Raw genomic sequence first — 12,608 nt, forward strand, 5'->3', positions numbered from 1 at the left:
TCTTTTTATCCTAATATCATTATCGGCTAATTTACTACAAATTTCGAGGGCAATCGATGGAATTCGTGGAAAAAATATAGAAAAGAGACCTTAGCGAATGTAAGGTCCCTGTTCTTAAAATTATCCAAGTAACTGCAATACCCCTTGAGGCTGTTGGTTGGCTTGTGCAAGCATCGCTTGAGCAGCTTGAGCCAGGATATTGTTTTTGCTGTTCTTCATAACTTCTTTCGCCATGTCTACATCGCGAATACGAGATTCAGCAGCCGTCATATTTTCAGAACTTGTTGCAAGGTTGTTAATAGTATGTTCTAACCGGTTTTGCATTGCCCCAAGCTTGGAACGTTCACCTGTTACTTTATTAATTGCATCATCTATTTTCTCGATAGCTTTGGCAGCTGATTTTTCGGAAGTTACAGAGAGGTAATTCCCGTTTTGATCCTTTAATTCGAGCGCCTTTGCTGAGAGATCCTCAATTCCGATACTTGTCGTCTGACCTCTGTTTGCTCCAATTTGCAAGGACGCAGAATTGTTCTCGGAACGCACGGAAACCGTACCAAACGTTGCTTGACCAGAAGTTAGATTATTATCTGTCGTAATCTTGAATCCACCTGCATCCACAACGTCGTTTTTACTTACAGCCACAAAAGTGTCCTGAGTGATATTCCCTGTACCGCCTGAAGTAATATTTTTATTCGTTGCGGTGTTAATCGTTTGCAGAGTAGCTCCGCTCGCACTGAACTTCGTTGAGGTATCAGAAATACTATATTCCGAAGATTTCTCATCTAGGTTTTCACTTGTTAGTTTTAAGATTACATCACCCTTATCCGAGGCGATACTATGGGACTTAACTTGCTGACCGATATCATTGAAAGCTGCAAGATCTTCTCCACTGGATGATTTCGCTGTAATACTAAATGAGGTAATCGCGTTCTCTCTTCCTGCCTTACCCGTAATAGCCAATGAGCCTGCTGTTGCCGCTGTATTTGTTCCTCCGCTTCCCGTAATAGTATAACTTGAGGAATTGGAAGCTGACACCATACTGACAGATCCAGAACTGTTTGTACCAAATAAAGCATTATCAATCGCTGTCGCTAAGCTTCCCATGGTACTTCCGGAAGCCACTTTAATCGTTACATCTTTTTGTTCTCCGCCTACAGTGGCAGATACCGTTATTTCATCGCCAACCTTGATACCTAAAGTATTTCCTTTGCTATCCGTAAGCTCTGTAAGCTTGGTTCCAGAAGTTGCAGCTGTAGAGGCTCCAGCATTAAACGAGCCTGTAGAAACTATACTTGCTGTTCCTGAAGATGTTGTACCTGTTAGGGTACTCATTTTAATATCCCCAACACGAGCATCATTGCTTACACCAACACTAGTAATCCCCTTAGCAAGTGCACCACTGCTCACAGAAGATGCTCTCATGCTGTCAGACATACTACCATTCAACAGCTTCTTACCGTTAAACTCGGTATCATTGGCAATCTGGTCGATTTGATCCGTAAGTTTGTTCATCTCGTCCTGGATGTTTTTACGGTCAGATGCTGTTGTTGTACCGTTTGATGCTTGAACAGCTAACTCACGCATACGCTGAAGCACGCTATGTTGTACGTCCATCGCACCTTCTGCCGTTTGAATCATGGAGATACCATCCTGTGCGTTGCTCGATGCTTGGTTCAAACCACGAATCTGAGATCTCATTTTCTCGGAGATAGCTAGACCTGCAGCGTCGTCCCCTGCACGGTTAATACGCTGACCAGTGGAGAGCTTCTCCATCGATTTGGCCCCAGCCTGCTGGGCATTGCTTAGTTGACGATACGTGTTCAACGAGCTGATGTTGTTATTAATTCTCATTTTAATCTTCCTCCTTGAAAGTTCTCCACCCACATCCTTGTGGATGGATTAAGTAATTTGAGAGTTTCCTTTTTTTACTCGCGCGATGTAAATTGTCGAAAACTCTTATAATATAGTTATCGTGCTAATTGGATCTTTTTTTAATAGTTTCAAAGAAAAAAATTTGTCTTTTTTTTGACGTAAAAAAAAGACATCGTTTCCGATGCCTATTCCGTTTCTATTTTCAACTGTTTCAGAAGCGCCTCGATGTCGAGTGGAGCTCGTGTTTGAAGAGCCGCTTCCTGATTGGATTTCTGGATCTCCAGGTAAACTTCTTTACGGTGGATCTCCACATGTCGCGGAGCATTGATACCAACCTTAATCTGTTCCCCATCAACGGCCACGATGGTAATCTCAATATCATCGCCTATCATAATCGACTCTTTGCGCTTTCGGGTGAGTACCAGCATGATCGTCTCCCCCTATTCGGATACGGCTTGTGCCGCTATCGGAGTAAATAAGGGCTGCCTGATGGAATATTTGGAATCGCTAAGCACATGCTGCTTTCCTTGACACGAGCGGGCATTTATGATAATCGGCGCCTGCATGTTTGCTGTGGATTGAGATAAATCATCCTTGATGGTGACAATGTTGTAGATCGCCACATCCTCTTCCTTTTGTATTTTCAATGATTCAATAACAGCATCAGGGATGACAATCTCATATTTTTTAAAAAACTCAAAAGGATTAATGACAAAAAAGTACAGTTCATCTTCAGTCGATTGCATAATCTGAAATGAAGTATCAGGCAAGTCCATAAAAACGAAGGTTTTGGAGTCTGGAAATCCAGGCACCCCATTGGGAAAGGAAATCACTCTGCTTTCTTCCACTTCCACTTGACCAAACATAGGGGTTATAATAATCATAAGTATCTACTCCTTATCCGAGAAAATCCACCAGCGTCTTCTGGATTACTTGCGCTCCAGTACTCAGAGCCGCGTTATGTAGCGCATTTTGCGCTGTCAGTTGGGTAATCACTTTCGCTATGTCAATATCCTCATTCTCAGATAGCATGGCCGTCATCGTTACCTCTTGCTCTTCTAATCGGTTGCTTGCATTCTCCAAGCGGTTTACCCGACCGCCTAATGAGCTTTGAATCTTAGAAAAATGCTCTTTCTGGGCATCCACGGCAGCCATATGAACAGAAAGCTCTTCTCCTCTTTTCGTTGGATCAGACAGGTCTGTGATGATTTGATCCAGTACACCAAAAACTCCCTGTTCGCCATGTTCAAACAGTTCTTTTCCAGGCACGTTCATAGGTATGTAAATTCCTTTTGAAATCTCGACCTCCATTAAATCATTATTAATTGCATCCCCATTAAACCTTCCGTCCTGAAAAGGAGGTTCTGCTGTCTCAGAACCTGGCGAATATGGCGGCTGATCCGTTGCGGTGCCAGAAAAGAGGTACCTTCCATTAATGTTTGCATTAGCAACGGTTCCCATATGTTCTTTTATCTGACCAAGTTCTTTGGCGATTGCTTTTCTCTCCTTTTCGCCCAATGTATCATTGGTAGCCTGAACTAGCAATTCTTTAACCCTAGTCAGAGAATCCCCTGCTTCTGATATAAGCCCATCCGTCATCTCCATCCAACCGAGCGCCTCACTTGCATTTTTCTGAAAAGCCGCATTTTCAAACAGTTGTGTCCTGTATTGCATACTTTTCATGGCACCTAACGGATTATCGGAAGGCTTAGAAAACTGGCGGTTCGTGGCCATTTGTTCTTGCAACGTTTCCAGCTTTTTATAACTTTTATTAATATTTCGAAGCATGTTGTTGCTCAATATGGATTGGGTTACGCGAAAACTCATGACTTTCCTTCACCTCCTACCCTATAGCCCTACTCTACCTGTGCCGTTAATCAGCTTATCCAGCATTTCATCGATGGTTGAAATCGCCCGAGAGGCTGCATTGTAGGCATGCTGGTATTTTACCATTTCCGTCATTTCTTCATCTAAGGACACCCCAGAGATAGATTGACGTCGGACTTCCGTGGCTCGTACGGTCAAATCTGCATTGTCCATGAACATCTCAGATTCCTGCTTTTCTACTCCTAGCTTCACTATGGTGCCTCGGTAAAATTGGTCGAGCGAAGTATTACGGCCTAAAGCATCCAAAGACTTCGACTTTAGATTGGCAATGTCTGTAGCATTACTCCCATCACCGCGAGTTTCCCTCCCTTGTTTGGAGGCAGCTATTTTATTTACATCCTTCTGAAGAAGCGGATTAAGGATCATTTTGTCCGCACTCTTAGGGTCTTCCGCAACAGAGATAGCGGCATAATCGATGGGTTGAGTTTCAAAAATCCCCTTATTGGTCTCATACCAATCTTTATCTATAAAAAAGGGAAGTCTCTGTCCTTCACTATATGGAACTTGACTAGCGATATCGTCTAAGTTGATACCCGAACGATGTAGTGTATTTAATTCCTTTGCCATCTCCGTCGCTAGCGTGTCCAATTTACCCAAGTATCCTTCAATGAAACCCGGTTGCGTTTCACTTCCTAGAGCTTGCTGCAAAGCAGCCAGTTCACCTTTGCTTACAGGAATATCCGCAGTAAATGCAGCTGGCTCCTGTTTTCCATTAACGAGCGAGAAAGATTGTCCCTCCCCGCTATCAATGGAAAGATTAATCATTCCATTCGTGCTGGGAGCTGTTTTTACACTTACCAGACTTGACAGTTTATCTACGAGTAAATCCCGTTGGTCATACAAGTCGTTGGGCGTATTGCCTTGAGTAACCACGCGAGAAATGCTTTCGTTCAGGTCTCGTATTTGTCTAGAAATGGAATTAACCTCCTGGACCTTAACATCTACGATCCCCTTTACATCCTCTTTTAAACCGTTCAATTCCCCAGCCATCTGTTTAAATGTATCCGTTACCGTTCTAGCCTTTTCAACCAGGGCTTCGCGGACCGATGGATCATCTGCTGACTTCGTTAGCTCCTGCCAAGACTGCCAAAATTGATCAAGCTGGGCTTGCAAGCCTTCTCCAGATGTTTCGTTGAAGACATCCTCCACCATCCCCAGCACATTTGTTTTCCCTTCCCAATAAGCATGATTACTGTTATTAGCCCGATATTGCTTATCCAGATAATCTTCCCTCAATCTTGTAATCGTGGTTACTTCTACACCCGTTCCAATTTGACCAGGGGACTGATCATTTTGCAAAGAAGGATACGGAAGAGCTTGGGTCGCTTTCATCACGGCTCGCTGTCTTGTATACCCTTCTGTATTGGCATTAGCGATATTATGTCCAGTCGTGGTCATGGCTGCCCGTTGGGCAAACAGTGCACGCTTTCCTAACTCTAATCCTCCAAATGTTGAACCCATATCCGCTTCTCCCTTTCCGATCCTATACCTTACTATCGAAGAAGCCTTTTCCGCTCCTTTTCGCTGTTGCTTGGTTTAACGGGTTGCCATAAGTGACAGTTGGTGCGTTATCTTCTGTCAACACTTCCAGTGTATATTGAACAAATGACATAGATTGCTCAAGAAGTTGCTGATTCAGGCCATTAATCCTATTCAACCGCAGAAGCAATTCACGGAGCTCATTTCGAAGTTGTGAAAACATCCGCTGTTCCTCTTGGCTCTCCATTAGAGGAATACAGTCTCTCAAAGAGTGATCCTGTCTTCTAATCCCCTTTAGGATGAGAAACTCTTGAACCAAGCGTTGTCTCTCTTCGTCGTAGTCCTTGATTTTATTTACTCTTTGACTTTCTTTGGCTACAATTATCTGCAATTCATTTAGGGAACCGTTGATTAGCACCTGCTTCTTCTCTTCAGCCAACTCCAGTAACTCCTTATGTTCCTCCAACAATCTCTCCAAACAAGACCTTAACAAAGGAAGGGTAGACATCCTTATCTCCCCTTCAGTTCTTCATATAGTTTTTCGGCTAGTTTTTGGCTATCCACTCGGTAAGTTCCTTCTTGCACCTGCGTTTTTAAATCCTGGATCCTTGCCTTCCTTGCGGCATCGTCCGTTTTGCTATGGTTGAGCATTTCCAGCGCCTCCGTGGAAATCTGAATTTCATCCTTCGCTCCCCCGGTCGCTTTCTTGCTTTTCTCCATTGCCGGTGGATTCATCTTCTGGTAGGGGTTAATTCCGTTTAACCTATTATTTCCATGTATTTTCATCAAGCACACCTCTTTTCGCTTCTAGAGTGGAGCCTCAGGTCTCCGAACGTTTTCATATATAAGATATCGGCATTTTTAACATTAAAGTTTAGATGAATTTCCTAGGTATTTATTCTTAATTTTCACTTCTAGCCTTTCCATCCATACCTATGCTAACATGAATGTTACTAGCCTGCCGGATTAAGGATGTGAGACCATTGAGAATTGACCCTCAGCAAGCGATGAATCCATTAGATAAAAAAAAGGTGCAGGAGAGTAATAAAGGAAATTCAAAAATGATTTCCTTCCGCCAGGTGCTAACTGATCAACAGGAAACGTCCCCTACAGATAGATTGACAAAGATCCTCTCGGATATTAATGCTGCCGGAGAAAGATTATCCAAGTCGAAAACCATTCGCGATCTTACTGAGTATAAGAAGCTTGTCAAATCCTTTATTGAAGAAGCCGTTAAGAATGGTGTAGGAATGGACGAGCGAGAGGGACTCACACGCAGAGGTCGTTCAAAAATCTATAAGATGATAACAGAAGTGGATGAAAAATTAGTAGATATGACTAACGACGTTCTTAAGAAAGAAAAAAAAGGAATTGATCTTCTGGATAGTATTGGGGAAATTAAAGGAATGCTGATTAACATGATATTATAAGACGGCTACTCTAAACAAGTAGCCGCCTCCCACCTTAACCTTTCTCCCCAAACACCTCATCCTCAACCACTTGAACCCGAGCTTTCAGCTTCCGCACGTCCGCTTCAACTGCGAAACTAGTATGATCCATCACATACCGATGTTCCTTCAGAGAACGATCCAGCTGCTTTAGGTGGGAACGGAACTCATGAGCGTGATTATCCATTTTATCCTCTATACGAGTAACTTTATCCTCTACACGGTTAACTTTATCTTCAATACGATTAACTTTATCTTCAATACAATTAACGGAACCCTGTAAACCCTTTAGCTGTTGATCGACACCCACAAATTTCTCATTCATACTCTCAAAACGCTTGTCAATACTCTCTAACCTCTTGTCCATTCCTTCAAACTTCTTGTCTATTTCTTCAAACCTTTTGTTTACTTCTTCAAAATTCTTGTCTATTCCCTCAAACCTCTTCTCAAACTTCTTATCCATATTTGCAAATTGCTTATCTATATTTGCAAACTTATCGTTGAATTGCTCTAGTGTCTCTAATATCCGCTTATTTACTTCATGTTGTTCCATCAGCACTACCTTCCTTCCGGCAGTTTCTTATGCTTATTTTATCATAGCAAGACGTGAGATCATTGACTTTATCCTACCTTTTTTGTTTCCAGCTCCATGAAGAAAAATAGAGCCTACCCGTAGGAACTGGGTGGCCCTTTCTGTCCCCGGAATGGGGCTGGAAGAGGTTTGAAGTCTCTCCGCTGGGGGTATTCATAGAGATGGAGTTTAGTGCTTGGGTGGGAGACTTTCTGGTTGCAGCGTTTCAGGGATATCATGAGCAAATTGATCCGTAGCTTGTACTTGTCCGAGGATTAAGAGTCCGAATAGAAACAATCCAATCATCCACTTCTTCATACCTTAGCTCCTCCTTTCTTTATTTGATAATTTGATCATATCAGACTATTTGACTATAGCAAAACCTTGTATAAGTCTATTTTCCTACAAAAATAGGCATTTTAGGCGATCTACTGAAAACAAAAAATCAACATCTTTTGACAACTGAAATTACTTATAATTTTCAACGTGCTATGCATATATGCATATGAACGGATAACCCTATCTTTTTTTCAACATTCTATCTAGGTCAATCGTACTATCCTTCTTTGGATTTTTTAAAAAACATGTTGAAAAAAACTAGAAAATGTCGTATGTTCAAATTGAACACAAGATTCAGTTATTATTTTGGAGGTGCAAAGATGAAAAAAAGGAGTTTATTAGGGGATTACTTAAGAAAGCTTCGAATTGAGGCGGGTTATGAGCAAATGGATATTCACGCAGATGGAGTCATCACTCAGTCTAGAATTAGCCGTATTGAAAGCGGAAAAGCCCTTCCTTCGACAGATGATCTTCGGTACTTATCTTATAAATATGGCTTTACTTTATTTCATATTGAAAAAGTATTGAATGAGCCGAACCAAAATCTAGACCCTTACCAATTTGAAACAAAGGAGCATATAAGGGCTGAAATAGAGGCTGCACTTTTAAAGGATGAGTTTAAGAAGCTAGACGACTTTTATCGCCAGGCCATTTCCATTCGTTTGTTTACCCACTCTTATGAAGAAGCTTTTCTTGAACGAGTTCAAGGTATTTTGCAGATGGAACTCTACGGTGATTATGAGCAGGCCTATCACCACCTGAATAACGCGAGGAAAACCAGTGAGCAAATAAGACAAAAAGAAAAGATGGCCGAAGCTCTTAATAGTATAGGCATCCTTTATATCCACCAGCACCAATTTGAAAAAGCTAAGAACGCCCTACTCGAAGCTCAACAAGCCATCAAGACCCTTCCTCAGAACTACAGCCACCAAGTTCAACAGATCCACACTCGCATCCTGTATAACCTCTCCATTGTTTTCTATCATCTAGAAAACTTCCGTGAATCCATTCAGTACTCTTATCAATCTAAGCATCTATCCCAAAACAGCATGGGTTCCTTACTTATTGGCGAAGCCACCTACCAAAATGGATTAAGTCATTATTACACGGGAAACCAAGAGGTTGCCCAAACTCAGTTTAACCAGGCTATCATGTTATTCGAAGTTTATGAAAAGCCGCTTTACAAAACACACACCCAAAAGAAGTTAATCGATCTCAAACTCAAAAAGCCCAATCTCCCTTAGTAGAGATTGAGCCCAAGTGTGCCTAGATTACTCGTTTTACGCCGACGACTCGGTAGTTCTTTACATACCAATCGATATCATCAATGCGGACATTCCCGCCGGTGCTCGTGGCGTGTGCGATCTTATCATTCCCTAAGTAAATACTAACATGAGAGATTGATCCACCGCCGGTATCAAAAAAGATCAAGTCTCCCTTTTGCATCTCATCCATGGATACACGGTCTCCAACACCGTATTGGCTGCGTGAATCTCGAGGAAGGTCGACTCCAAGCTGGCCATAGATATAACTAGTAAAGCCGCTGCAATCAAAGCCTTTGGTTGTGGTACCGCCATATACGTATTTGACACCGAGTACCTCTTGAATAGACCGGTTAAGACGCTGATCCAGCAATTCAGCAGAACGTGAAGAAAGCTTCGGTTGGACGAAAGGTTCTGGTTCTCCATATAAGATGTGATGAAGAATAACCGCTACTTCCGCTCGTGTGATGTGCTTTTTGGGTTCTAAGCGGTCCTTGAACAGCTCGAGGTGACCTCTAATAAGCAACCCCTTCACACTATCTAGAGCCCAAGCGCTGATCTGGTCCTGATCGCGATAGGAAAGCTTGTATGACCCTTTGAATGCGGAATTCTCCATCTGAGCGAGGATGACCATGGCTTCCTCACGCGTGACGTTTCTGTCAGGTTTAAATTCGTTATCACTAACCCCTTTTAAGACACCTTGACCATACATCTTTTTTACGGGTTCGTAAAACCAATGATTCTTATGTACATCATCAAAGGGAAATGACTTGTTGATTAGAGGCTTGTCCGACAGGTTCGATAACAAAGCGGCAAATTGGCCTCGGGTAATCGGAGAGTGAGGGGCAAACTGCTTATCGTTGACACCCTTAATAATTCCTTCTTCGTATAACTTCTCAATACTAGGGGCAGCCCAAGAGAGTTGTGCGGCATCTTTGAATGTGTATTCTTTCGCCGTAGCTGAAGTTCCCCAGAGAGAAAATACGAGCAAGCTCGAAAGACATAGGTTCATTATGCGTTTTTTCATCGTTGTCTCCTCTGAAAATACTTAGAAGTCTATTAATCTACTATAATACAGAGACGATGAAACGGCATCGACCTATTTACCCATTTTTCGACTTATCTGTCATATCCTCTTCGATTTGGTTTTTTTCTTTCTCATCTGTACAATAGAAATCATGAGGATACAAGAAAATGGAGGTGAATAACGGTTGGCCACTTTTACTTTTCAAGGTTACCCCATCCACTATTCACGTGAAGGCGAAGGTAAGCCTTTGGTGTTTTTGCATGGACTTGGTGGTAATTCTATAAATTGGCTCTATCAGCGGAACTATTTCAAACAGAAGTACCAATGTATAACGGTGGATATGCCCGGGCATGGAAAATCTGGCGGTGGAAATGAACTGGATTTTTATGATTATCAGGTGGTGCTAAAACAACTTCTACTTGATGAACTTCAGTTAGATGAGATTCTACTATGCGGCGTATCCATGGGTGGACGGGTGGCTTTAGATTTTGCCGCTCGATATCCAGACTCTGTGAGCGGATTAGTAGTTGCGGACTCGTTCGCTGGGTTGGATGAAGAGGAGAAAAAACGGAGAAAATCGATCTTTGATTTGATCTATGAGCCTCATGACGGGGTTGATCGATGGGTTCGGGCCGTCATTGATCAGATGGGCTTGGATCCGGAAGGAGCTATTGCGAAAGGGTTTAATAAAGGCATCCTCGGCAATCAGCTAGACTTTATGTACAAGCTCTTTACCCTGCTCCTGGACTACGATCAACGGAACATGCTCTCTTCTATCTCCGCTCCGGCCCTTATCCTTCATGGGGAACGGGATCGATTCATCCCTTTGGCCTGCTCAGAGGATCTTCACCATCGTTTAATCGATTCGGAGTTGGTAATCCTTCCGGAATGCGGGCATCTGCCAAATGTAGAGCAGCCTAAGAGGTTTAACCAAGAGGTGGAACGCTTTATCCAAAAGGTGTAAAAAAAAAGGCCTTAAAACTCACGATGGAGTTTGGGTCCTCTTTTTGGCTCTTGTCCAACAAGGTTGAACAGGATGATAAATAACGTAAAAGAAATGCAGCTAGCTAGGGCCATCACACTGATTAAAGAATCCGAACCAAACTCTCGTACATGGTATCCATAAAACAGCGTTGAAAATAAGATAAGAAAAATAAAGAAAAAACCCCTTCTCCTTTTCACAACATTCTCTCCCTCAAAACATATCTATTTATTTAATATTTCGGTTGATTTCTCTCAGAAATGAAGTGCTTTCAGACAAAATCTTTACGAAAACTACATGGTATGGCAAAACCTGCTAAACAATTCAAGTTTATATTAGAGTTTGGTTGATATCAATGATATAATCGAAAAGTAATTATATTTTTTATATTAAAAAAACAAAGGAGAATATTCATGTTTCAAGCCATTTCTCAAATCATGAGAGTAGGAGATCTACGCCGCAAGATTCTTTTCACTTTATTAATGCTTGTGGTTTACCGCATCGGAGTGCATATTCCTGTCCCGAATATGAATGTGTCGCTCTTAGAGGCATTCGGTGAACAAAATCAGATTTTCGGTTTCCTTAACACGTTCTCTGGAGGAGCTTTGCAGAACTTTTCGATTTTTGCCATGGGGATTATGCCTTACATCACAGCTTCCATTATCATGCAGCTCCTCTCGATGGATGTCGTTCCGAAATTTACGGAGTGGGCAAAAGAAGGAGATAGCGGGCGTCGGAAGATCGCGCAGTTCACGCGATATGGGACCATTATTTTAGGATTTATCCAAGCCATGGGATTGTCCATTGGGTTTAATAACCTATATCCGGGGTTAGTACAAGCCCCAAGTGTAACTACTTATTTGATGATCGCTTTAACCCTGACTGCAGGAACAGCCTTCCTGATGTGGCTCGGTGAACAGATCACCGAATATGGAATTGGCAATGGAATCTCGATTATTATCTCTGCAGGAATTATTGCCAGCATTCCAGATGGAGTTCGAGCCATCTATGCAGCTGAGTTTTATAACGCAGGAGACGCCTTATTCTTACACATTTTGAAGCTAGCTGTCATTTTCGCTCTTCTTATCGCCATTATCGTTGGGGTCATCTTTGTCCAACAAGGGATTCGTAAGATTCCGGTTCAGTACGCCAAGAAGGTGGTTGGACGCAGATCGTACGGAGGAACTTCAACCCATATCCCACTAAAGGTCAATGCAGCCGGAGTTATGCCCGTCATTTTCGCTATTTCATTGATCATGTTCCCGCCTACGATCGCCAACTTTTGGGCTGGCAACACGGTAGCCGATTGGATCGTGACCAACTTCAATTATACGGCACCTTTAGGGATGATCCTCTATGTCGCTCTCATTATTGGATTTACGTATTTCTATACTTTCGTCCAGATCAATCCCATCCAAATGGCAGATAATATGAAAAATAACGGCGGTTACATTCCTGGAATTCGCCCAGGGAAGAGTACGGTGAATTATCTTACTCGTACCCTGAACCGCCTCACCCTTGTAGGGGCTGTGTTCCTAGCTCTCATTTCTATCTTGCCGGTTTTCTTTACGGCTCTGAGCAATCTTCCACAATCGGTTCAAATCGGAGGGACTTCCCTTCTGATCGTTATCGGGGTGGTACTTGATACCATGAAGCAAATTGATAGTCAATTGATTAAGCGACAGTATCAAGGCTTTATTAGAAAAACATCATAAGGTAGAAGAGTCGTTTCTCGGGTAGA

The 12,608-nt window shown here is 42.4% G+C and carries 14 protein-coding genes; 4 read left to right on the forward strand and 10 right to left on the reverse strand.

What is annotated here, in order from left to right; translation table 11 throughout:
• Positions 1 to 120: 120 nt before the first annotated feature.
• The 7 genes from EIZ39_RS27670 to flgM all read right to left on the reverse strand — a co-directional run bounded on the left by EIZ39_RS27670 (position 121) and on the right by flgM (position 6,024).
• Positions 121 to 1,851, reverse strand: a complete 1,731-nt coding sequence (locus tag EIZ39_RS27670; protein ID WP_129202072.1) for a flagellin N-terminal helical domain-containing protein — start codon at positions 1,849 to 1,851, stop codon at positions 121 to 123.
• A 206-nt stretch (positions 1,852 to 2,057) separates the two neighbouring features.
• Positions 2,058 to 2,300 (reverse strand): carbon storage regulator CsrA, encoded by a 243-nt coding sequence (gene csrA / locus EIZ39_RS19845; protein ID WP_129202074.1) that lies wholly within the window; start codon positions 2,298 to 2,300, stop codon positions 2,058 to 2,060.
• A gap of 12 nt (positions 2,301 to 2,312) precedes the next feature.
• Positions 2,313 to 2,756, reverse strand: a complete 444-nt coding sequence (gene fliW / locus EIZ39_RS19850) for a flagellar assembly protein FliW (RefSeq protein ID WP_129202076.1) — start codon at positions 2,754 to 2,756, stop codon at positions 2,313 to 2,315.
• Between the two features lie 13 nt (positions 2,757 to 2,769).
• Positions 2,770 to 3,699: a flagellar hook-associated protein FlgL gene (gene flgL, locus EIZ39_RS19855; protein WP_129202078.1), complete on the reverse strand. Its 930-nt coding sequence runs from the start codon at positions 3,697 to 3,699 to the stop codon at positions 2,770 to 2,772.
• Positions 3,700 to 3,720: 21 nt separating this feature from the next.
• On the reverse strand, positions 3,721 to 5,220 hold the full coding sequence (gene flgK / locus EIZ39_RS19860; protein ID WP_129202080.1) for a flagellar hook-associated protein FlgK: 1,500 nt from the start codon (positions 5,218 to 5,220) through the stop codon (positions 3,721 to 3,723).
• Between the two features lie 22 nt (positions 5,221 to 5,242).
• Entirely contained in the window at positions 5,243 to 5,746 is a 504-nt protein-coding gene (flgN, locus tag EIZ39_RS19865; protein ID WP_129202082.1) for a flagellar export chaperone FlgN, read from the reverse strand.
• A 2-nt stretch (positions 5,747 to 5,748) separates the two neighbouring features.
• Entirely contained in the window at positions 5,749 to 6,024 is a 276-nt protein-coding gene (gene flgM / locus EIZ39_RS19870; RefSeq protein ID WP_129202084.1) for a flagellar biosynthesis anti-sigma factor FlgM, read from the reverse strand.
• A gap of 197 nt (positions 6,025 to 6,221) precedes the next feature.
• Between flgM and EIZ39_RS19875 the strand changes: the two genes are divergently transcribed.
• A complete protein-coding gene (locus tag EIZ39_RS19875) occupies positions 6,222 to 6,668 on the forward strand; it encodes a YaaR family protein (RefSeq protein ID WP_164985187.1) in 447 nt (148 codons plus the stop codon).
• 34 nt (positions 6,669 to 6,702) lie between these two features.
• On the opposite strand, the gene EIZ39_RS19880 is transcribed toward EIZ39_RS19875, so the two are convergent.
• Both EIZ39_RS19880 and EIZ39_RS27585 read right to left on the reverse strand, forming a co-directional pair.
• Positions 6,703 to 7,239, reverse strand: coding sequence for a methyl-accepting chemotaxis protein (locus tag EIZ39_RS19880; RefSeq protein WP_129202088.1), 537 nt, complete (start codon positions 7,237 to 7,239; stop codon positions 6,703 to 6,705).
• Between the two features lie 207 nt (positions 7,240 to 7,446).
• On the reverse strand, positions 7,447 to 7,575 hold the full coding sequence (locus tag EIZ39_RS27585) for a hypothetical protein (protein ID WP_255434011.1): 129 nt from the start codon (positions 7,573 to 7,575) through the stop codon (positions 7,447 to 7,449).
• Positions 7,576 to 7,916: 341 nt separating this feature from the next.
• Between EIZ39_RS27585 and EIZ39_RS19885 the strand changes: the two genes are divergently transcribed.
• On the forward strand, positions 7,917 to 8,840 hold the full coding sequence (locus EIZ39_RS19885; protein WP_164985188.1) for a helix-turn-helix domain-containing protein: 924 nt from the start codon (positions 7,917 to 7,919) through the stop codon (positions 8,838 to 8,840).
• Positions 8,841 to 8,862: 22 nt separating this feature from the next.
• Here EIZ39_RS19885 and EIZ39_RS19890 read toward each other — a convergent pair whose 3' ends face one another.
• The gene (locus tag EIZ39_RS19890) at positions 8,863 to 9,885 is read right to left on the reverse strand and encodes an S-layer homology domain-containing protein (RefSeq protein ID WP_129202092.1); all 1,023 of its coding nucleotides are present in this window, start codon (positions 9,883 to 9,885) and stop codon (positions 8,863 to 8,865) included.
• Between the two features lie 184 nt (positions 9,886 to 10,069).
• On the opposite strand from EIZ39_RS19890, the gene EIZ39_RS19895 reads away from it, so the two are divergent.
• Both EIZ39_RS19895 and secY read left to right on the forward strand, forming a co-directional pair.
• Positions 10,070 to 10,849, forward strand: coding sequence for an alpha/beta fold hydrolase (locus EIZ39_RS19895; protein ID WP_129202094.1), 780 nt, complete (start codon positions 10,070 to 10,072; stop codon positions 10,847 to 10,849).
• 431 nt (positions 10,850 to 11,280) lie between these two features.
• Positions 11,281 to 12,582, forward strand: a complete 1,302-nt coding sequence (gene secY / locus EIZ39_RS19905; RefSeq protein WP_129202098.1) for a preprotein translocase subunit SecY — start codon at positions 11,281 to 11,283, stop codon at positions 12,580 to 12,582.
• Positions 12,583 to 12,608 lie beyond the last annotated feature (26 nt).

The sequence above is a fragment of the Ammoniphilus sp. CFH 90114 genome, assembly GCF_004123195.1.
In the GTDB taxonomy this organism is placed as follows: Bacteria; Bacillota; Bacilli; order Aneurinibacillales; family RAOX-1; genus YIM-78166.